The sequence below is a fragment of the Streptococcus sp. HN38 genome, from assembly GCF_028335765.1.
In the GTDB taxonomy this organism is placed as follows: domain Bacteria; phylum Bacillota; class Bacilli; order Lactobacillales; family Streptococcaceae; genus Streptococcus; species Streptococcus suis_P.
Window position 1 is genome coordinate 1,390,518 of sequence record NZ_CP116604.1, and the last position, 19,898, is coordinate 1,410,415.

Below are 19,898 nucleotides of genomic sequence, written 5' to 3' on the forward strand. Positions count from 1 at the left end.
ACTCTCCTTTATTGTTCAAAAAATTCTTTGGCATTGTAGTAGGATATGGCTTCTACAAACTGGCCTAAACGATTGTAATCTTCAGGTACTTCTTCATCAACAATCCATTGGCCGACATAGGTCGCTAAAATCCGTCTAAAATAATCATGCCGTTGATAAGATAAAAAGCTACGCGAATCTGTCAACATACCAACAAAATTTGCAAGCATACCCTGTTCTGCATAAGCATTCATCTGGTCAATCATACCCAACTTGGTGTCATTGAACCACCAACCAGCACCAAATTGTAGCTGACTACGGCGCCCTTCTTCATTAGCTTGGAAATTCGCCAAAGTATTGGCTAGAGCAATGTTGTAACTTGGATTGAGATTGTACCAAATCATTTTTGGAAGGGCATTTTCCTTGACCAAGTTATCTAACAAACGATTCAAATTCACAGTCAGACATGTCTGGTCTCCAATCGAATCCACACCTACATCTGCTCCAAGTTTTTCAAACAGTCCAGTATGGTTGTTCCGTAAGGCACCAAAGTGAACTTGTGTCACAAAGCCATGTTTTTTGTACAATCGGCACAATTCTCTAAAGATAGCAGTCTGCCATTTATTGATACTGGATTGGCCAGTCTCTTTACCTGCAAGTCTTGCTAGTAAAATATCATCAAGCTCTTCGAGGGTAGCCTCTTCATAGGAAACAGCCGTAAAACTGATGTCACTTGCTCGGCAACCGTGTTGAGCAAAATAGGAAACGCGCTGACCAAGTGCTTCTACAAAACTTGCAAAGTCTCTTACTGCTACCCCTGTTACCTCCTCCAAGCGTTTAATAAATGGATTGAAATTTCGATGTTCTATAAAGGCTTCATCTGGGCGGAAAGTCGGTGCCACTACAGTATCTATAGTTGAGTCCTCAGCCAAGCGCTTATGCCATTCCAAGCTATCAAGAGGATGGTCAGTTGTCCCAATAAAGGCCACCCTAGCATCCGCAATTAGCTTCCGTGGACTCATTCGATGTTCTTGCAAATAAGCATTGAGCTGATGATAGAGTCGCTCTGCATTTTCTTCGGTCAACAATTCCTCAACACCGAAAACCTGTCGCAATTCCAAATGACTCCAATGATAGAGAGGATTTCCGAAAGCCCGTTCCAAGGTTCTTGCCCAAGCCTTAAACTTATCTAATTTACTTGCTGAACCTGTGATTTCTTCCTCTGAGATACCATTTGCCCGCATCAAGCGCCACTTATAATGGTCACCCCCCAGCCACAGATCAACAATATCTTCATAAACCTTATCTTCAAAAATTTCCTTAGGATCCAAGTGGCAATGGAAATCATAGATAGGAAGTTCTGCTATTTTCCCGTAAAGCTCCTTAGCAGGCTCATTTTTTAGCATAAAGTTTTTATCATTAAAACTCATTTCATCCCTCCAAAGCTGCAACAAAACTGCGAGCAATCGTCGTTACACTTTCATAGCCTTCAGCCTGCACTCGACTTGCCAGAGCTGAACCGACTCCAACAGCACAAGCGCCTGCCTTTTTCCAATCTGCAACATTTTCAACCGATACGCCACCAGAAGGCATCAAATCCACTTGGGGCACTGGTCCGTGAATATCCTTGATAAATCCAGGTCCCAACACGCCACCAGGGAAAAGTTTGATAATGGGACATCCCGCCTGACTGGCTGTGACAATCTCTGTTGCAGTTGCACAGCCTGGGAAGTAGAATACCTCAGCCTCTTGCGCCAAGTCTTGAATTTCTTTATCAAAATGAGGACTAACCAGGAAACTAGCACCTGCATCAATGGCCACTTGTGCCAGCTTAAGATTCATCACTGTTCCCGCCCCGATAACTACGGAAGAATCGTCTGAGAACTCTTCCTGTAATTCTTTAATAACTGTCGCTGCATTTGGAGTCGAAAATGTAATTTCAATATTTCGAATACCTCCCAAAATCGCATGGCGAGCGATTTCTTTCGCATCTTCTTCATCTTTTCCGCGAATCACTGCGAAAAAGTAATTTTCTTTTAATTGCTTTAACATCTTGACCTCCAATTAGAAAGCGTTGTCATTTATAGCTATAGTATACAATTCATCAGATGATTTGTCAATAAAAAAAGCAAAAAATACCCAGAAGAATTCTTCTGGGCTGTCTATTTTTTATTTCTATTTATGATCGTTGAGACCATGCAAGGTCATATCTTTATCGAACCATTCGCTTAACACAACCTGTCTTACTGCTATAATATGCGCCAACATGCTATCATAGGCTGCAACAGGATGGCGTTGCTTGATAGCCATTAAGATGTTCCTGTGGGCCTGTAAACTATCCGATTTCATCTGACGATTTGAATAATTTTCATTGATCAGATGAATAGATTGATTAATGACAGGCATGAGACTAGTCATAGCCAGATTCCCACTCATCTCAGCTAACATACAGTGGAATTTCACATCCAACTCCAAATGCTTCGTGTCTCCAGCAGCAACGGCCTCTTCAATAGCAAGGACAATTTCTTCTAGTCGAGCAATGTCTTCGTCCGAGGCAAACTGTGCAACACGCTCCGCAATTCTCGGTTCAAGCAAATACCGCACTTCAAACAAATCTGTTGTCAACTTCACACGGTCTCTGACCAAAGAAAAACCTAAAGGATCCTCTGATACTCCCTTTTTAGAGCTGATATAGGTTCCCGACCCTTGGCGCACTTCCAGAATATTTCGAGTAGCCAAACTTCGAACAGCTTCACGAACAGTCGAACGTCCAACTTCTAAATCTTGGGCCAATTCATACTCATTTGGAAGCTTATCACCAACTTCATATCCTCTTTCCAAAATCAATTCTAATAAGCGCTCTGATGCTTTTTCTACCAAGGGTTTCGCCATGTGCTTGGTCCTCCAATACAACTTTCTATTTGCTACTATTATAGCTCATTTCCTCTTATAATGGTAGTTTGGAATGGCAGTCCAACGTTTCTTGATTTCTCTTACAATTTGCTTGGGTTGTCTATTTCTTGAGAATAATCCTTTGTGATTTCCTTGAATGCGAATGATACCAACTGTAGTTTCAAAATCAGCAAAATTCCAGACTTGTTCACCCACTAAATTCGGAATTGAATCAAAGACGCGATGGTTCATATCGTAGTAATCCACCTGAAATTCCTCTGTATAAGGAATATCCCACATCGAATGTAAACCTGGAAGAGTATCTGCACCATATTCCGTAATCAAAATCGGCTTGTCTGGATAAAGTCCTTGCCAGGTCTCCAACTCTTGACGGAGTCCTTTCTCTGCCGCCTTCAAGTCACCATGAGCAACATACCAGCCATAGTAACGATTGAGACAGACAACATCGACCAAATCCATAACCTCATCCTTATCTGGCGTTGCCGTCATGATATTGACCAAGGTCACTGGACGCTTAGACGGATCTCTGTCCCTCATGCGCTGAATCAAAGGTTCAAAGTAAGCACGTGCGCCTTTTTCATGTCCTGCCGGTTCATTGGCGACAACCCACATCACTACGGATGGGTGATTTTTGTCACGTGCTATCAATTCATCAATCACCAATTCATGAGCCTCCTTGGTTTGCATAACTTCCCAAGTGCTTTTTACCTCTTCAGAATCATCTGTTAAATTCAAGGCTGCATTGAAAAGCTGGAACAGACCAACTGCTGGCACTTCATCAAGGACGACAATTCCCAAACGATCTGCCAGTCGCATCATTTCTTCAGAATAGGGATAATGAGATGTCCTAAAAGAATTTGCTCCAATATCCTTCAGTAAATTCAAATCCATCAAATTGGCTGCTTCATTGAAACCACGACCATTAATAAAGGTATCTTCATGTTTACCAAATCCCTTGAAATAGAAAGGTTTTCCATTGATGAAAAATTGCCCATTTTCAACTGCTACACTACGAATGCCAAATTGTTCTGAGTAGGTATCTAGCAAGTTTTCTCCATCAAATAATTCAACTTTAGCAGTATAGAGATAGGCATCCAAGACCTCCCAAAGGCGTGGATGTTCAATGACCATTTGTCCATTTTCAAGAAGACCTACTTCCTGCCCCTCTTGATCTAAAATAGACATACGGATGGAATCGTACTGCCCAACTGTCTTCACATCAACATTCACTACCGCCTGAGTCAAATCTTGATTTAGCTCCGTCCGAATAACAATATCCTCAATTCTATTTTTTGGACGTTTATAGAGATGAACCGTCCGCTGGATACCAGCATAGTTGAAAAAGTCAAAATTTTCCTTGACGGTCTTCACAACTTGACCATTCTCATCCACTTCTTCACTATAATTCCCTACTGGAAGGGTTGTGTAATTTAGTTCATTATTGGCACAGACTGTCAAACGGAATTGATCAGCGTCGTATAAATTTGATGGAATCAAGCATTCAAAAGGTGTGAAACCACCCTTGTGCTCCCCGATTAGCTGACCATCTGCATAGACTTTGGCCTGATGTGTCACCGAACCAAAGCGTACAACTAACTCTTCATCATCAGCTACTACTGGAAGAGCTACCATAAGTTCATACCAATTATCTCCGACAAAACGACGTTTGTCCTTATCGACAACAAGATCGTTAAAAGAACTCGGTACAACCATTACCTCATCTGTATCTAACAGAGTATGAACATCATTGTTCCCTTGCTTAAATTTCCATATTCCATTTAAAGAATAAACTGAGCGTGTTTTTGTTTGTATAGGATACAACATACTTTTTCCTTCTTTCTATCGTTTTATTTCACGTGACCCTTTTTTCAATAACAAATCAATATCTGATTGACTGATGACATTAATGTCCCCTTCAATGGTATGTTTGAATTGAAAACTAGCCATCCCCAAGTCGAGTATTTCACGTGGCGTTTTTTCCTGCAAATAACCCAAAATAATTCCTGCTGTAAAGGCATCCCCTGTCCCAACTCGGTCCAAAACTTGAATGGATTCTTTTTCCGTTTCATAAAGAATACCATCTTGATACAAGTATGCTTTCAGCAAATATTCATTATTGTAGGTCATTTCCCTCTGGGTAAAAGCAAGACTTTGCAAAGAATAGTTCTCTGCTAAACTTTTAACAACCTTCAGCAAAGTATCCTTATCTTCATAAGGACGCTTCAGCCCCAATTCATCCTTCAGATCTTTACCAGATTCATTTAAAAGTTGAATAGGCTCTAGACCAAAGCAAATATCCGCCAACTGCACAAAGCGAGATAGTTTTTCCCTTGCTTCTTCAAAAGAAGACCACAAACTTTCGCGATAATTCAAGTCAAAGGAAACCTTAACACCCTGCCCCTTTGCCATTTCCATCAAACGAAAGGCCAGTCGATAAATATCTGGATTCAAAGCGACCGTTATTCCACTAACATGAAACCAATCGACACCGTCAAACATGCCTTCCAAATCATAATCTTCTTCCTTGGATAAGCTGAAAGCAGAATAATCACGATCATAGGTCACCTGACTAGGCCTGAGCGAAAAACCTTTTTGGTAGTAATAAAGTCCAAGCCTTCCTTTTTTTCGAATCAGATGCTTCTGTCCAATCTGCCGTGCAAAGAGAAAGTGTTCTGCCATTTTTCCCACTTCATTCTTAGGCAGTGCCGTCACCAACTCAACTGAATGCCCCAGCTGAGCCAAGCTGGCCAAGACATTCAACTCCGAACCACCAAACTGACAATCTAAACTAGTAGCCTGTGTCAAAGTTTGATAATGAGGAGGAGATAGCCGCAATAAAACTTCTCCAAATGCTAAGATTTTTTTCATACCGCCTCCTAGATGAAAGACCCAGCTGGACGCCTCCAACTAGGTCAGTTATTGTATTATTTATCGTCGTATTGATCAACCTTATATTGAGTAACATCTACATAATCCATATCAGACAATGGAACATTTTTCGCGATTGCACGCACACGTTCCTCATCTTTTGCCGCTTTCATAACGTGGATTTTCTCTTGAATACGAGCCATTTCTTCGCGATCAAGTTTGTAGAATTTCATCAAGAACAAGGATAGACTCAAAACTACTACTGGAATCACTGTCAATAGGACAATCAATGCCATTCTCAAATCTGTAGAGAAGGCTGTTTCAACGGTTGGGTATTCTTTGCCAAATCCAATAGCTGCTAATACAAAACCAACCACCATCGGAGCAAATGAAGAAGCAATCGAGTCCGTCAATGAGAAGATAGTCCCAATCATTCCTGACAAGTAACGACCAGATACTGAAGTTTCATAGTCTGTAATATCTGCACCCATGGTCAATACCAAACCAGATGGAGCACTAGATGCGTAGCGAGCAATGATATAAACTACAAAGAAACCGATTGTGTAGAGATTCCAATTTGTCAAATTCAACATTCCAGGTTCAGCAGAAAGAAGCATAACAGCAAGAATAATCAAACCTGTAATTCCCAGTTGAAGGGCCGTTACATATGCAAATCGCAAACCTTTCCGACGAGCCAATTGCGCTGCACCAACTGTTACAAGAATACCTGGCAAAATCAAAAGCATAGACATTTTTCCAGAAAGAGCATAGTCACCGAAGATAATACCATACAGCATAACCCCGATAACGGAATCACCAAACAGTTGGGCAACAAATTTTACAAAAGCTGCAGAGATTGAAAGAACCTGCAAAGGTTTGTTTCCTTTGATGACTTTCCAGTAATCCTTCAACTTCGTTTCTTGTGTCTTCTCACCAAGACCAAAGTATTTCTTATTGTCTTTCTCCCAAATACCGTAACCGCCCAATAACAAGGTATATTGAAAAGGTTCCAAAGTCCTGTCGACTCTGGAACCTTTTTCTATTTACACGCTCTCTTAATTGTTTCCTTCCATGGCAAATAAGCCTCTAGCACCTCTTTTTTTGCGAGCGTCTCTTCGTTGGGTAAGTGTTCTAGAAGATAGGTCATATATTTCTCTGCATCAAGTCCGTGTCGCTTAGCTGTTTCCAAAAGACTCAAAATGACAGCTGTCGACTTGGCTCCCTCAAAGCTCTGAGAGAACAGCCAATTTTTTCTGCCCATCACCAAGGTCTTCATAGCCCTCTCAGCCATATTGTTGGATAGGACTAGGTCACCGTCCAAGAGAACGTTTCGGAAGGTGGTTTCGTATTTGAGGCTATACTCCATTGCAGTGCCCAATTTGGAGCCTGGCAAAACGGCCTGATTGCGACACCAATCAAAGAACTCGTCCATCAAGGGAGTTAACTCTGTCTGCCGTTTATGTCGCCGTTCCTCAGTAGACAAATCTGCCCAGTCATTCTCTAAGGCAAATAGGCGGTCGCAATAGGCTAAACCCTTAGCACCTAAAGAAGTCTTGTCTGTCTTCTTAGGAGTCGCCTCAAAGAACTTCCGTCTAACGTGAGCCCAACAGCCAACCAGCTGTGCCTTGTCTAACTGCCGATAGGCCGACCACATATCACAGTGAACATAACCCGCATAATCCCCAAGAAATTCCTTTACAACCAAGCCACTCCGTCGTTTGTCATGATGATAGAGGGTGACGCCCTTTTTCTCATGTTTCCCAGACAAGAAGGTCCAGTAGAAGGTCAACTGGCTATCATTTTCCAAGACCTTGTAGGAGGTTTCATCCGCATGGAGAATAGGCTGCTCCAACAATTTCTCGTGCAACAGGTCATAAATCGGTTCGAAATAATACTGACTAGACTTGATGTGCCAGTTGGCTATTTCCTTCCGACTGATTGGCAGACCAAGCTTATGCCAGTCCTCTTCCTGGCGGTAATTGGGCACCTTAAGATTGAACTTCTGATGAATAGTATGGGCGATGATAGAAGCTGAACCCAAGCTGTGTGCCAAAGGTGCCTTAGGAACTGGAGCCTTGATAATCTTATCGCTCAGATTCTTCTGACTACATGCCTGACACTTGTATGCGTGTTGAACATGGTCAATCCGCTTTAATTGTGCGGGAATGAAGACCAACTCTTGTCGTTGAACAGTAGAACCAATCTCTTTCAACTGTCCATGACAGTCTGGACAAGTGCAATCTTCGCCCTGCAATTCGTGATGAACAATCTCTGGAGTGAACTGACTAAAAATAGCCTGACGAACTCCCTTGGCTTTCTTGCGTTTATAGGTGATGGTCTCCGTTTCAACTGGGTAAGTCAGCTTCTTCTTCAGGGAGAATTTCCTCCCCAAACAAGCTCAGCTGACCGGGTTGATACACAACCTTCTCTGATGATTTTCCGTAGAGTTTCTGTCTCAGATACTCAATCTGTTCACGAAGGAGGGTAAGTTCATTAGCCATCATATCTATCGTTTTTGACTGTGTTTCAATAATTTTTTCTAGTGATGACATAACCAATCTCCTTCTTTTTATCTCATTATACACAAAGAAAAGCCATGATTTCAATAGAAATCACGACTTTTTGAAAGATTTATTTTTGGATTGATAGAAAATCCTTTCATGAGCCAGTCCACCTGCTCGGAAGTTAGAGCCTTGACCTCTTCTTCATTGTTTGGCCAGGTCAATTTTCCATTCTCAAAACGTTTATACAATAACCAAAATCCTTGTCCGTCCCAGTAAAGAGCTTTGAATCGGTCTTTTCGACCTCCGCAGAAGAGATAGACCTGACCTGAAAAGGGATCCAGATTGAATTGACTTTTGACAAGGTAGGCGAGAGAATCAATCCCTTGACGCATATCCGTTTTACCGCAAACCAAGTAGACTTGACCTAAATCACTGAGTCGGATGGTCATAGTGCAGTACCTTATCCAAGATTGTTTCTAATATTTTTTGGTTGATAGAGTGAAAGAATGTGACTTCCACTTTTCCGAGACGAATTTTCATCAGAATATCGTTTCTGCCTTTCTTCTCAAAGCGGCGAGATTGGGGAACAGTCAATGGGACGATGGGCTGTGACATAATAAATCCTCCAGTTTTGTTTTTTATAACAGTATACTGGAGGAGGGAGTGATTAGATAGATACTTTGTTATTGGGCGGTTACCAAATACCGATAATAGCAAGAATACCCAGTACAGCTGAAATTATTACTACACCAAGGAATAACTCTTGGAAGAATCCCGGAGTAAACCCACCATGTTTTGGAACCAAGGTTCCTGACACGACCACTTGGCTACCTGTCATCAACACAGTTGTGGCAATACCATCAACAATGTTAAAAATCGGACGTTGTTTTGGATCATTGGTAAGTGCAACCTGACCAGCTTTTGTAATCGTTTGTTGCAATGAATAACCAATTTTATGAATAATCAGCACCACTATAAACAAAGGAAGACGCATGCTTTCGCTCACACCGCTCAAGCCTAGCATCATAAAGAGTGAGGAAGCTGTGATGATATTCCCCAAAACCAAGATAGGACGATATTTACCAAACTTTGTATCCGTTTTATCAATGATAACACCAATTGACGGATCGATGAATCCATCGAAGATACGAATATATCCCATGAGCTGACTAACAAATAGGGCTGCCAGTCCAAGTACACCTGTCGATAAATAAGTCACGAAAGTGAAGGCAACTAGGTAAATGTTGGTTGATGAATTATTCATCGCAAACAATATAATCTGCCATAGCTTGGCTTTGTTATACGTAACGTCTTCGACACGTTTCTCAACATGTTTTTCCATCGGAAAGTCCTCCTAAATTTTTCTACAACAAAGTCGTAAGCGTTTTCTATAATTATATTCTAATATTCATCTGATGATTTGTCAACGATTTTTGTAAAAATTTTAAAATTGTTGCAAAAAAAGACGATTCTCTACGAAAATCGTCTGATATGTTTGATTTATCAAGAAGGAATTCATCTGATTATTTACTCATTCACCGTGATTTCACCGCTATGGTAGTTAATGCTGAGGCCGCTCTGTACATTTGGAACAAATACATTGAACTCTAGGCTACCATCTGCTGCTTTTGCCTCTAGATGGCTTCCGACTGGAACCAAATCATCCTCATCAGCATAAATCAAGGTCACGCGGTAACGAACACGTTTGTTCTTATCCAAAGCTTTACGAACTTGACTCTCAAAATAGTTTTGCCCCGTCGAATCCTCAGCCCTTGCCTGATTGGACCAAGCTGTTTGAACTGCAATATTCTTAGGATTGCTGGTTGAAGCATCAAAGCCTTTTAAACCGCCAATCAAGGCATAGCCCAGCAGATGCCCCCTATCAATCGCATGATCATAGGATCCATCCAAATCCTGTACCTGATGCCAGCCAGGCGGAGTCCATGAAGTCGAACCATTTCCTGTTTCTTCACGACTCTTATACTGTCGCGTTGATTTGGCTAAAAGGGCATTTGCCACTGTTGGAACCGTTTCCCCCTGCACAGTCTTTGTCTTATTATCCGCATAAGGCTTGCTAGAGACTGAAGCATCTAAATCAGTCTTATTTCCGTTGATGATAAAAGCACCCGCTCCATTCCAGTCAAATGAATGTCCAAGCTGTTTCTTAACATCCTCTGTCAATACCGAACTAGCCAGTTCCTGACTAGGTGTGCTCTCGCTTGCCTTAGACTGATTGACATAATAGGAATAATTAGCAACGTTACTGCTCTTGTTATCACTTAAAAGATAACCACCCGCTACTACAACAATCGTAGCCAATAAGCTGAGCAGACTCATCGCTTGTTTTTTTACATTTTTCTTCGCCATTTTCTCTCCATCAAAAAAGCAGGTCCAGCCTACTTTCCTGTAAATTTACCGATTAGTTCTTGCCACTTAGCTGGTGACAACACCGCAAATACATTGTCTCCATCTCCTATGACACCGTAACCAACCATTAATCCTAAAATAAACACCAAAATAGCAATCAACAAAACAACTGCTACTAAGATTAAATTTTTACCAACATAGCTAAGATTATCCTTATCCATTTTCATCTTCTCCACTCACACGTTCAATCGTTGCACCTAAAGCAGCTAATTTCTCATGAAAACGATAGTAACCTCGATCTAAGTGCGTTAATTTACCTACAATCGTTTCACCTTCAGCAACCAAACCTGCCAAAATCAATGCAGCACTAGCTCGCAAATCAGTAGACATAACTTGAGCACCTTGCAGAGCTTGTCCTCCCGTGATGATAGCTGTATCTCGTAAAATTTCCGAATGCAAATCCATCCGACGCATCTCTTCTAGATGTTGGAAACGATTTTCAAATACTGTTTCAATCATGGTAGATTCACCCTTTGCAACTGCCATTAGGGCTGTAAATTGAGCCTGCATATCCGTTGGGAAGCCTGGGTGGGGCAAAGTTTTTACTGTTACAGGTTTAAGCTTATCCACTTGCGAACGAACTCGAATCCCTTCAGCTTCTTCCGTCACCTCAACTCCCATTTCCAACATCTTAGAAATGAGTGGACGGTTGTGCTCCCAGACAGCATCCTTGACCAAGACATCGCCACCAGTCATTGCCGCTGCCACCATAAAGGTACCCGCTTCGATACGATCTTGCACCACTTGATGTTCTGCGCCAGTCAATTCTTCTACACCAGTAATCGTAATCGTCTCTGTACCTGCTCCCTTAACTTTGGCCCCCATTTTGTTTAGGAAAATAGCCAAGTCAACAATTTCAGGTTCTCGCGCTGCATTTTCTAAAACAGTGGTACCTTGCGCCAGAGTTGCAGCCATCATCAAATTTTGCGTTGCCCCAACACTTGGGAAATCAAGATAGATATGAGCTCCCTGCAAGTTCTCTGCACTCGCTTCAATATAACCAGCTCGTTGTTTAATTTTAGCCCCCATAGCTTGCAAACCTTTTAAGTGCAAATCTATTGGACGGCTACCGATGGTACAACCTCCTGGCATAGAAACCTTAGCATAACCATTGCGTGCCAAAATTGGCCCCAGAATGACAATAGAAGCCCGCATCTGGCTTACATACTTATAAGGTGTTTCATTGCCAAGACGACCTGTCGCATCAATGTCAATAGTCTTGCTATCTTCGTCAAAATTCACACGAACTCCCAGACCACGTACAACATTATTCATTGTATAGACATCAGACAAAATAGGAACCTGAGTCAATTTGGTTTGCCCTTGACTTGCTAGAACTGTTGCTGCCAATAAAGGCAGAACGGCATTCTTCGCCCCCTCAATCTCAACCTGTCCTTTCAAACCGTTTTTACTACCTGTAACAATAATTGTATCCATTTCTTATCCTTTTCTTATCTTAAATCACATATTTGCAAAAGAGCGTCCCATCATCAACAATTCTAAAAAGAAAGTCGAGACTAAGTACCCCAGTGCTATTGCCAGAAAGAGAATCAGCAAATTGATTTTACGCTGATTGTCCCCAGTCACCTTCAACCACCGTGACCAATCAACTGTTGTAACCAAGAGATGATGAGCCAGATAGATAAACAATATATGACTAAAAAACTGTAAAATTGAAATTACCATGTTTCCATTATACCATGAAATTAAAAAATGGAACTGAACCAAGTTCAATCCCATATATATTAATGTTTCCCGACACGAATACGATTTATCGCGCGTTGGAGGGCGACTGTAGCACGTTTTTCCAAATCAGCATTATGAGCGTTATGAGCTTCTTCAAGCTCTCTTTCGGCACGCAACTTAGCCCGTTCTGCACGACTGATATCAATATCACGTTCTCGCTCTGCTGAGTCCGAAATCACCGTAATCATATTTTTGTTGATTTCAATAATCCCACCATTGACGGCAATCCAGTCCACGTGATTTTCATCATCAACACGGCGGACTTTCATTTCATCGATTTCCAAAACGGCAATCAATTCCTCATGCCCGGGATAAATTCCCATCTCACCTTCGACAGTCTTTACCAAAACAAAAGCAGCATGGTGGTCATATTTCATTCCATCTGGTGTCACAATTTGAACAGTCATTTGTTCCATAGGCCACCTCTTAGAATCTCATTTTTGCAGCTTTTGCGACTACATCCTCGATTGAACCGACATTTCGGAAGGCATCTTCTGGTAGATGGTCATGCTTACCGTCCAAGATTTCCTTAAAGCCTTTAACAGTTTCTGCAACTGGCACATATGAACCTGGCATACCTGTAAATTGCTCAGCAACGTTGAAGTTTTGAGATAGGAAGAATTGGATACGACGTGCACGACCTACTAAGGTCTTCTCTTCATCTGACAATTCATCCATACCGAGAATGGCAATAATATCTTGCAATTCTTGGTAACGTTGAAGGACACGTTTGACTTCCATGGCAACTGCATAGTGCTCTTCACCAACGATTTGTGGAGAAAGTGCACGAGATGAAGATGCCAATGGATCCACCGCAGGATAGATACCAAGCTGGGTCAACTTACGTTCCAAGTTGGTTGTCGAGTCCAAATGAGCGAAAGCTGTCGCTGGAGCTGGGTCTGTATAGTCATCGGCAGGCACGTAGATAGCCTGAATAGATGTAACAGAACCTTTTTTAGTTGAGGTAATTCGTTCTTGTAATTGACCCATTTCCGTTGCTAGTGTTGGCTGATAACCAACGGCTGACGGCATACGACCCAAGAGGGCAGACACTTCTGAACCAGCCTGAGTGAAACGGAAGATATTATCGATGAACAGAAGAACATCCTGCCCTTCCACATCACGGAAATATTCCGCAATAGTCAAACCAGTCAGGGCAACCCGCATACGGGCACCTGGCGGCTCATTCATCTGACCAAATACCATGGCCGTTTTTTCAATAACACCTGACTCTTTCATTTCCCAATACAAGTCGTTCCCCTCACGAGTACGCTCACCAACACCGGTAAATACAGAAATACCACCGTGTTCTTGGGCAATGTTATGAATCAATTCTTGGATAAGAACGGTCTTACCAACACCGGCACCACCGAAGAGACCAACCTTACCACCTTTTAGATAGGGTGCTAGGAGGTCAATTACCTTGATACCTGTTTCCAAAATTTCGCTTGATGTAGATAACTCATCAAAAGCTGGTGCCTTTTTATGAATTGGCTCGCGTTCAAAATCAGCTGGGAAAGGCTCATCAAGGTCGATGGTATCTCCCAAGACATTGAAGACACGACCCAGAGTTTCCTTACCAACTGGAACTGAGATCGGACGGCCTGTATCAAGTACTTCCATCCCACGAGTCAATCCATCAGTTGATTCCATGGCAATGGTCCGAACAACGCCATCACCAAGTTCCAAAGCAACTTCAAGCACAACTTTTTGCTTGGAATCATCATTTTTGTATACAACGAGTGCGTTGTTAATCTCAGGAAGTTTATCTTCTGCTGCAAACGCAACGTCTACAACTGGTCCGACAACCTGAGTAATTTTGCCTGAACTCATTCTATTTCCTCTATTTCTATTACTCAAGGGCTGAGGCACCTGCTACAATCTCAGTAATTTCCTGAGTGATAGCCGCCTGACGAGCCCTATTGTATTGAATTGTCAAATCGTTAATGACATTCTTAGCATTATCCGTTGCTGTCTGCATGGCCGTCATACCAGCCGCATTTTCAGCAGTTTTGGCATCCAAAATCGCTCCGTAAATGGTGGATTCTGCATACTGGGTCAACAATTGCTCCAGAATGACTTCACGGTTTGGCTCCAATTCAAAAGTAGATGTATAACCATCTGCTTCATTATGGTCCAAATCCTCAACAGGAAGCATCTGCTGGACACGTACCTGACTGGTCAAGCTATTGACATGGTGGTTATAACAAACATACAACTCATCAAAGAGTTCATTCTTATACATTTCAACAGACTTAGAAATGATTTTTTGAACCTCTTCAAAGCTTGGATTGTCCGCCAAGCCGCGCAATTCAAAGACTGGATTGATACCACGGGCACGGAAGAAATCAGCCCCCATACTACCAATGGCAATAATTTCATACTCATCTTTCGAGTCATGGTCCTGTTCAATCATTCCCATCACAGCCTTCAAAATACTGGAATTATAAGAACCTTTTAGTCCACTGTCAGAGGTAATGACAATATAACCAGATTTTTGAACTGGACGACGAATCAGCATTGGATTGCTTGTATCTGAAGCCATCAATTCTCCACGCAAGAGATCCGTTGTAATCTGACGAACCTTACTAGCGTAGATCTGAAAGGATTGCGCTAATTGCTCTGATTTGGCTAGTTTAGAAGCCGAAACCATCTGCATGGCACCGGTGATTTGACTGGTTTTCTTAGTTGATGCAATTTTTGACTTGATTTCATTGAGAGAACCTGCCATTATTCACTCCTTTACTTAAAGACAGACTGGTCTTTGAAAGCTTGGATAGCAGCATTCAATTCATCTGTATCAGGAAGATCTTTTGTTGTACGAATAACATCCAAAAGACCATCGTAGTGCAAATCAAAATATGCATACAGTTCTTCTTCAAATGCCAAAATATCATCGATTGGCACTGAATCCAAGAAGCCATTTGTCAAAGCATACAAAATCAAAACCTGTTTTTCAACTGGAAGCGGCTTATGCAATGGTTGTTTCAACACTTCCACAGTCCGACGACCACGGTTGAGTTTGGCCTGAGTTGCTGCATCCAAATCCGAACCAAATTGAGTAAAGGCTTCTAATTCACGGTATGAAGCCAAATCGATACGAAGGGTACCTGCAACCTTTTTCATGGCCTTAATCTGTGCAGAGCCACCTACACGTGATACAGAAGAACCCGCATCAATGGCTGGACGGATACCAGAGTTGAATAAATCGTCCTTCAAGAAGATTTGTCCATCCGTGATTGAAATCACGTTGGTCGCGATGTAAGCTGAAATATCTCCCGCTTGTGTTTCAATAAATGGTAGAGCTGTAATGGAGCCACCGCCCAATTCATCTGAAACCTTCGCTGAACGCTCAAGCAAGCGACTGTGCAAGTAGAATACATCCCCTGGATAGGCTTCACGACCCGGAGGACGACGAAGCAAGAGAGATAATTCACGGTAAGCTACCGCTTGTTTTGACAAATCATCGTAAACAATCAAGACGTGTTTGCCTTCATACATGAACTCTTCTGCCATCGCAACACCAGCATAAGGAGCCAAGAAAAGCAATGGAGACGGTTGGGAAGCAGATGCCGTTACTACGATTGTGTAATCCAAAGCACCAAACTGACGAAGGGTTTCAACCTGAGTACGAACAGTTGACTCTTTCTGACCGATAGCCACATAGATACAAATCATATCTTGGCCTTTTTGGTTGAGAATAGCATCAATAGCTACAGATGTCTTCCCTGTCTGACGGTCACCGATAATCAATTCACGCTGACCACGACCAATCGGAACCAAAGCGTCAATAGCCTTAAGACCAGTTTGAAGCGGTTCATTAACCGACTTACGTTGCATAACACCTGGTGCTGGATATTCAATCGGACGAGTCTTACTAGTACGGATGTCGCCAAGCCCATCCACTGGCTGCCCAAGTGGATTGATGACACGACCAATCAAGGCTGAGCCAACTGGCACTTCCATGATTTTACCAGTCCTACGAACAACTGACCCTTCACGAATATCGGTAAATTGTCCGAGAATGATAATACCAACATCGTTAGTTTCTAAGTTTTGTGCCATACCAATGGTGCCATTTTCAAATACCAAAAGCTCTCCACTCATGGCATTGTCAAGACCTTGCGCACGGGCGATACCGTCACCGATATAGGTTACGACACCAGTCTCTGTGTAGTCAAAGTCAGGCTGAAAGCCTTCAATTTGTTGTTTTAGTAAAGCGCTAATTTCTTGTGCATTAATCAAAAGAACACCACTTTCTATTTTCTAAAGTTTTTTTCTAACGTCCTTCAACTGTGTCCGAACGCTTGCATCGATTACCTTATGGTTAACCGTTACAATAAAACCACCGAGGAGACTTTGATCAAGTTCTTCCGTGATATTGCGTACACGCAAGGAAAATCGTTGTTCTACCAAGTGACGGAGACGCTCTTTTTGAGCTTCTGTCAACGGATAGACCGAAACCACACGGGCTTCAAATTCATTTTTAAATTTACTGATTTGTAATTGGACACGCTCAAGGGTTTCAAGAAGCAAGTCTGCATGACCATCACGAATAACATCTTCAATCAAGTCATTGATTTGCCAGAAACTAGATTGACGTACCGTCCTTACAAAATCAGCCTTTTCTTCTCTCGATACTGTCGCTGACAGCAAGATTCGATTCAGCTTACTATCATGAATGATGGAAATCAAGTCAGAAATCTGGTCATACATATCCCAAATATCTGCATGATCACTGACTTTTTCAACAAATGATAGAGCATATTTTTGCACGATGGCATTTTCTCTAGCGTTCATCTACTTGTCTCCTAGTTTGTCCAAATAACGGTCAATCAAGTTACTATGAGCTTGTTGGTCCAAATCTTCCAAAATAATTTTGCTTGCAAGATCAACTGCCAATTCAGCAACTTGAACGCGCAAGTTTTCCTGTACCTCACGTTTGTCAGCTTCAATTTCCATTGTCGCTTTTGTTTTTAGAGCTTGAGCCTCAACTTCAGCTTGTTCTAAAATTCGTTTTTTCTCTAGTTTTGCACGTTCAACCGCATCTTGAATAATCTTTTGACTTTCAATACGTCCCTGTACCAACTCATCTTCACGTTGTTGAACAAGGTTTGCTGCTGCTGTTAATTTTTCTTCTGCAGCATCAATATCGTTCGCAATCTTATTGGCACGTTCTTCAAAAATACCTGTAATTTTATCCCACGCAAAAACACGAATAAGAATAATAAGTACTGCAAATGAGACTGTTACCAAGATAAAGTTTCCAAGAATGGTACTAGATTGCATTGTAATAGTTGTTGCCATAGTTGTCTTTCCCTTTCCTATTCACTCTCACTACTGATTTTTTTATTTAAGTACATAGATACCAACATGATAAATACATATCCCTGCAAGCATGAAATGAATACAGAAAATGCTGTCCAAACAACGTTCAGAGCAAAGGCAATTGGATATGCAAGTGCACTTTGTTGAGATAATTGTAGAAGAAGAGAGACAAGCACTTCACCAGCATAAATGTTACCGTACAGACGAAGAGCAAGCGACACAAGGTTGGTCACTTCTTCCAAAATGTTCATTGGAGCCATAGCCCAGGGTGTCACAAAAGATTTGAGGTATGCCTTGAAACCGCGACGACGAATACCCTCAACATGACAAAATACTGTTGCAATTGTTGCCAAACCGAAATCGTAAGCCATATTGGCCGTTGGAGAAGTCCACAAATTATGTCCTTCTGCTGTTTCCAATTTGGTCATCAAACCTAGATTATTGGCAACCAAAAGAAAAGTAAAGACTGTAAAGAAGAACAAGGAATACCGCTTTGCTTCCGCATCGCCAAGATTCCCTTTTGTAAAATTGATGGTCAATTCGTAAACGTACTCCAAAACATTCTGTTTTCCTTTAGGCTTGAGCTCCATCCGACGACTAGCCCAAAAAACAAGTAAGAAAATAATGGAAATGGTAATGACAGAAACCAATACCATGGTCAGGTCAAAGGTTACGGGACCAAGGGTAAGGGTTGGACTTAAATGTTCTTCCAATGGAGGTTCCCCCCTTTTCTATTTCTCTATTTTCTACTATTTCAAGACAAATGTCATAGCCAAGGTTACGAAGAAAGTTCCCTCGATAAAGGCAACACCCAAAAATACACCAGCCATCAATTTACTTTGCATTTCTGGTTGACGTGCAGTCGAACTAAGGTATGAAGCCACCAACAGTCCCTCACCGATACTTACACCAAGACAGGCCAATCCAAGGGCCAATGCGCCTAAACTCATAACGAATTCTCCTTTTAAAATTTAATACCATGTAAGGATACTCCTAAAACATCTATTTGTCAAGAAAATACCGCCATTGTAAGCGTTTAATTCGTTTTTGTAAAATAAAAAGAAAAGAGTATTTCATCTTTTCTTCCTATTTAATAGCTTCATCAATATGGTCTGTTTCTTCAATGAATCGTTTGGCCATATCTTCTCGATTCATCTGATCAGTATCAAGAGTGATTGCATGGTCAGAAACCAGATCTGTATCTGCGAAAAACTCTATATGGTTTGATAGGTTGTACAGACGAACAGGGGCTTCCCCACCAAACTCTCCATCTAGATTGAGCAGTAGACGGTTATCTGGGTTCAGATTTTCGATGGATAGGCTCTTGGTTTTTATGTATTCAACTAAATCACTCTCAATGTGTTTGCCACCGTCTAAGACTTGACGAATCAGATGCAGAATTTCAAATAGATTCCCTGTTTTAACCATCAATAAGGTAAAATTACCATCATCTAACTTAGCATCGGGAACAATCTGTTCAAAACCTCCAATTGAATTGGTTAAGGCAACAAAAATCATTGAAACCGAGCCTTCAAATACTCCCTCGTCATGCTCTACACGAATAGGTGTAAATTGTACTTGTGGCAGGAGTTCTGCTCCTTTTACTACATAGGCCAAATAGCCAAACATGGTCTTAAGTTGACTGGGAACACTGTAGGTCAATTCCGTAAGTGTACCTGCCGCAGCAATGTTGATAAAATAATGTTCTTGATGAAAACCATTTTTTTGATTTTTGGCTAAACCAATATCCATTAAAATGGTCTGCTGCTTACCGATAACCTTAGCTGCTTCTACAGGATTTCCCCTAGGCACTTTTAAGGCACGCGCATAGTCATTGGTGGTGCCAGTCGGTATGATGGCCATCTGCGGACGTTTTTCAAGCGGAGCAATTCCATTGACGACTTCATTGATTGTTCCATCTCCACCAGCCGCGATAATCAAGTCAAAGCCTGCAAGCGCCGCACGTGTAGCTTCATTCTTTGCAGAGTCTTTCTCAGCAGTTGTTTGGAAAGCTGAAGTTTCATAACCGTAGCCTTCCAAAATTTCCAATACTTCGGCCACATTTTTCTTCATGATTTCTTGACCTGAGGTCGGATTATATATTAGTCTAGCACGTTTTCTTTCTTCCATCGT

Annotated in this window: 22 protein-coding genes and 2 pseudogenes; all 24 read right to left on the reverse strand. The window is 41.7% G+C overall.

The features are described 5' to 3' along the window. Positions 1 to 8: 8 nt before the first annotated feature. The 24 genes and pseudogenes from uxaC to PHA78_RS06780 all read right to left on the reverse strand — a co-directional run bounded on the left by uxaC (position 9) and on the right by PHA78_RS06780 (position 19,895). The gene (gene uxaC, locus PHA78_RS06665) at positions 9 to 1,409 is read right to left on the reverse strand and encodes a glucuronate isomerase (protein ID WP_272157875.1); all 1,401 of its coding nucleotides are present in this window, start codon (positions 1,407 to 1,409) and stop codon (positions 9 to 11) included. Position 1,410: 1 nt separating this feature from the next. Next, the gene (locus PHA78_RS06670; RefSeq protein WP_002939780.1) at positions 1,411 to 2,031 is read right to left on the reverse strand and encodes a bifunctional 4-hydroxy-2-oxoglutarate aldolase/2-dehydro-3-deoxy-phosphogluconate aldolase; all 621 of its coding nucleotides are present in this window, start codon (positions 2,029 to 2,031) and stop codon (positions 1,411 to 1,413) included. A gap of 123 nt (positions 2,032 to 2,154) precedes the next feature. Then, a complete protein-coding gene (locus tag PHA78_RS06675) occupies positions 2,155 to 2,871 on the reverse strand; it encodes a FadR/GntR family transcriptional regulator (RefSeq protein ID WP_272157876.1) in 717 nt (238 codons plus the stop codon). Between the two features lie 45 nt (positions 2,872 to 2,916). Next, positions 2,917 to 4,716, reverse strand: coding sequence for a beta-glucuronidase (uidA, locus tag PHA78_RS06680; protein ID WP_024377281.1), 1,800 nt, complete (start codon positions 4,714 to 4,716; stop codon positions 2,917 to 2,919). 15 nt (positions 4,717 to 4,731) lie between these two features. After that, positions 4,732 to 5,760 carry a sugar kinase gene (locus tag PHA78_RS06685; RefSeq protein ID WP_024377280.1) on the reverse strand — a complete coding sequence of 343 codons (1,029 nt, stop codon included), beginning with the start codon at positions 5,758 to 5,760 and terminating at the stop codon, positions 4,732 to 4,734. A gap of 56 nt (positions 5,761 to 5,816) precedes the next feature. Then, a pseudogene (locus PHA78_RS06690) lies at positions 5,817 to 6,749 on the reverse strand (MFS transporter); the annotation flags it as partial. Between the two features lie 50 nt (positions 6,750 to 6,799). After that, positions 6,800 to 8,152 (reverse strand): IS66-like element short variant transposase, encoded by a 1,353-nt coding sequence (locus tag PHA78_RS06695; RefSeq protein ID WP_029943004.1) that lies wholly within the window; start codon positions 8,150 to 8,152, stop codon positions 6,800 to 6,802. Beyond that, entirely contained in the window at positions 8,106 to 8,312 is a 207-nt protein-coding gene (locus PHA78_RS06700; protein WP_029178301.1) for a transposase, read from the reverse strand. The genes PHA78_RS06695 and PHA78_RS06700 overlap by 47 nt, the downstream gene beginning before the upstream one ends. 50 nt (positions 8,313 to 8,362) lie before the next feature. Further along, on the reverse strand, positions 8,363 to 8,713 hold the full coding sequence (tnpB, locus tag PHA78_RS06705; RefSeq protein ID WP_002941575.1) for an IS66 family insertion sequence element accessory protein TnpB: 351 nt from the start codon (positions 8,711 to 8,713) through the stop codon (positions 8,363 to 8,365). Beyond that, positions 8,694 to 8,879: a hypothetical protein gene (locus PHA78_RS06710; protein WP_029185337.1), complete on the reverse strand. Its 186-nt coding sequence runs from the start codon at positions 8,877 to 8,879 to the stop codon at positions 8,694 to 8,696. The genes tnpB and PHA78_RS06710 overlap by 20 nt, the downstream gene beginning before the upstream one ends. 82 nt (positions 8,880 to 8,961) lie before the next feature. Continuing rightward, positions 8,962 to 9,606: pseudogene (locus PHA78_RS06715) on the reverse strand (MFS transporter); the annotation flags it as partial. A 185-nt stretch (positions 9,607 to 9,791) separates the two neighbouring features. Further along, the gene (locus tag PHA78_RS06720) at positions 9,792 to 10,631 is read right to left on the reverse strand and encodes a DNA/RNA non-specific endonuclease (protein ID WP_029175343.1); all 840 of its coding nucleotides are present in this window, start codon (positions 10,629 to 10,631) and stop codon (positions 9,792 to 9,794) included. A gap of 29 nt (positions 10,632 to 10,660) precedes the next feature. After that, positions 10,661 to 10,852: a DNA-directed RNA polymerase subunit beta gene (locus tag PHA78_RS06725; protein ID WP_012775177.1), complete on the reverse strand. Its 192-nt coding sequence runs from the start codon at positions 10,850 to 10,852 to the stop codon at positions 10,661 to 10,663. Continuing rightward, positions 10,845 to 12,128, reverse strand: coding sequence for a UDP-N-acetylglucosamine 1-carboxyvinyltransferase (gene murA, locus PHA78_RS06730; RefSeq protein WP_272157877.1), 1,284 nt, complete (start codon positions 12,126 to 12,128; stop codon positions 10,845 to 10,847). The genes PHA78_RS06725 and murA overlap by 8 nt, the downstream gene beginning before the upstream one ends. A 24-nt stretch (positions 12,129 to 12,152) precedes the next feature. Then, positions 12,153 to 12,377, reverse strand: a complete 225-nt coding sequence (locus PHA78_RS06735; protein ID WP_012775178.1) for a DUF1146 family protein — start codon at positions 12,375 to 12,377, stop codon at positions 12,153 to 12,155. Positions 12,378 to 12,436: 59 nt separating this feature from the next. Further along, on the reverse strand, positions 12,437 to 12,853 hold the full coding sequence (locus tag PHA78_RS06740) for a F0F1 ATP synthase subunit epsilon (RefSeq protein ID WP_105106449.1): 417 nt from the start codon (positions 12,851 to 12,853) through the stop codon (positions 12,437 to 12,439). Between the two features lie 10 nt (positions 12,854 to 12,863). Further along, complete coding sequence (atpD, locus tag PHA78_RS06745; RefSeq protein WP_105124188.1) at positions 12,864 to 14,270, reverse strand: F0F1 ATP synthase subunit beta; 1,407 nt, start codon at positions 14,268 to 14,270, stop codon at positions 12,864 to 12,866. A 19-nt stretch (positions 14,271 to 14,289) separates the two neighbouring features. Further along, complete coding sequence (locus PHA78_RS06750) at positions 14,290 to 15,168, reverse strand: F0F1 ATP synthase subunit gamma (RefSeq protein ID WP_024398204.1); 879 nt, start codon at positions 15,166 to 15,168, stop codon at positions 14,290 to 14,292. A gap of 11 nt (positions 15,169 to 15,179) precedes the next feature. Then, the gene (atpA, locus tag PHA78_RS06755; RefSeq protein ID WP_032500035.1) at positions 15,180 to 16,700 is read right to left on the reverse strand and encodes a F0F1 ATP synthase subunit alpha; all 1,521 of its coding nucleotides are present in this window, start codon (positions 16,698 to 16,700) and stop codon (positions 15,180 to 15,182) included. A 3-nt stretch (positions 16,701 to 16,703) separates the two neighbouring features. Beyond that, entirely contained in the window at positions 16,704 to 17,237 is a 534-nt protein-coding gene (locus PHA78_RS06760; RefSeq protein WP_002936016.1) for a F0F1 ATP synthase subunit delta, read from the reverse strand. Continuing rightward, positions 17,238 to 17,744 carry a F0F1 ATP synthase subunit B gene (gene atpF, locus PHA78_RS06765; RefSeq protein WP_272157878.1) on the reverse strand — a complete coding sequence of 169 codons (507 nt, stop codon included), beginning with the start codon at positions 17,742 to 17,744 and terminating at the stop codon, positions 17,238 to 17,240. It abuts the gene before it with no gap. A gap of 17 nt (positions 17,745 to 17,761) precedes the next feature. Beyond that, positions 17,762 to 18,478, reverse strand: coding sequence for a F0F1 ATP synthase subunit A (gene atpB / locus PHA78_RS06770; RefSeq protein WP_002936020.1), 717 nt, complete (start codon positions 18,476 to 18,478; stop codon positions 17,762 to 17,764). Between the two features lie 36 nt (positions 18,479 to 18,514). Next, on the reverse strand, positions 18,515 to 18,715 hold the full coding sequence (locus tag PHA78_RS06775; protein ID WP_002936021.1) for a F0F1 ATP synthase subunit C: 201 nt from the start codon (positions 18,713 to 18,715) through the stop codon (positions 18,515 to 18,517). Positions 18,716 to 18,851: 136 nt separating this feature from the next. Then, on the reverse strand, positions 18,852 to 19,895 hold the full coding sequence (locus tag PHA78_RS06780) for a diacylglycerol kinase family lipid kinase (protein ID WP_272157879.1): 1,044 nt from the start codon (positions 19,893 to 19,895) through the stop codon (positions 18,852 to 18,854). Positions 19,896 to 19,898: the final 3 nt, after the last annotated feature.

What these genes read in the sequence shown, in the direction of transcription:
- uxaC (WP_272157875.1), bottom strand. Translation starts at nt 1,409, where the DNA reads ATGAGTTTTAATGATAAAAACTTTATGCTAAAAAATGAGCCTGCTAAG.
- PHA78_RS06670 (WP_002939780.1), bottom strand. Translation starts at nt 2,031, where the DNA reads ATGTTAAAGCAATTAAAAGAAAATTACTTTTTCGCAGTGATTCGCGGA.
- PHA78_RS06675 (WP_272157876.1), bottom strand. Translation starts at nt 2,871, where the DNA reads ATGGCGAAACCCTTGGTAGAAAAAGCATCAGAGCGCTTATTAGAATTG.
- uidA (WP_024377281.1), bottom strand. Translation starts at nt 4,716, where the DNA reads ATGTTGTATCCTATACAAACAAAAACACGCTCAGTTTATTCTTTAAAT.
- PHA78_RS06685 (WP_024377280.1), bottom strand. Translation starts at nt 5,760, where the DNA reads ATGAAAAAAATCTTAGCATTTGGAGAAGTTTTATTGCGGCTATCTCCT.
- PHA78_RS06700 (WP_029178301.1), bottom strand. Translation starts at nt 8,312, where the DNA reads ATGTCATCACTAGAAAAAATTATTGAAACACAGTCAAAAACGATAGAT.
- tnpB (WP_002941575.1), bottom strand. Translation starts at nt 8,713, where the DNA reads ATGACCATCCGACTCAGTGATTTAGGTCAAGTCTACTTGGTTTGCGGT.
- PHA78_RS06710 (WP_029185337.1), bottom strand. Translation starts at nt 8,879, where the DNA reads ATGTCACAGCCCATCGTCCCATTGACTGTTCCCCAATCTCGCCGCTTT.
- PHA78_RS06720 (WP_029175343.1), bottom strand. Translation starts at nt 10,631, where the DNA reads ATGGCGAAGAAAAATGTAAAAAAACAAGCGATGAGTCTGCTCAGCTTA.
- PHA78_RS06725 (WP_012775177.1), bottom strand. Translation starts at nt 10,852, where the DNA reads ATGGATAAGGATAATCTTAGCTATGTTGGTAAAAATTTAATCTTAGTA.
- murA (WP_272157877.1), bottom strand. Translation starts at nt 12,128, where the DNA reads ATGGATACAATTATTGTTACAGGTAGTAAAAACGGTTTGAAAGGACAG.
- PHA78_RS06735 (WP_012775178.1), bottom strand. Translation starts at nt 12,377, where the DNA reads ATGGTAATTTCAATTTTACAGTTTTTTAGTCATATATTGTTTATCTAT.
- PHA78_RS06740 (WP_105106449.1), bottom strand. Translation starts at nt 12,853, where the DNA reads ATGGAACAAATGACTGTTCAAATTGTGACACCAGATGGAATGAAATAT.
- atpD (WP_105124188.1), bottom strand. Translation starts at nt 14,270, where the DNA reads ATGAGTTCAGGCAAAATTACTCAGGTTGTCGGACCAGTTGTAGACGTT.
- PHA78_RS06750 (WP_024398204.1), bottom strand. Translation starts at nt 15,168, where the DNA reads ATGGCAGGTTCTCTCAATGAAATCAAGTCAAAAATTGCATCAACTAAG.
- PHA78_RS06760 (WP_002936016.1), bottom strand. Translation starts at nt 17,237, where the DNA reads ATGAACGCTAGAGAAAATGCCATCGTGCAAAAATATGCTCTATCATTT.
- atpF (WP_272157878.1), bottom strand. Translation starts at nt 17,744, where the DNA reads ATGGCAACAACTATTACAATGCAATCTAGTACCATTCTTGGAAACTTT.
- PHA78_RS06775 (WP_002936021.1), bottom strand. Translation starts at nt 18,715, where the DNA reads ATGAGTTTAGGCGCATTGGCCCTTGGATTGGCCTGTCTTGGTGTAAGT.
- PHA78_RS06780 (WP_272157879.1), bottom strand. Translation starts at nt 19,895, where the DNA reads ATGGAAGAAAGAAAACGTGCTAGACTAATATATAATCCGACCTCAGGT.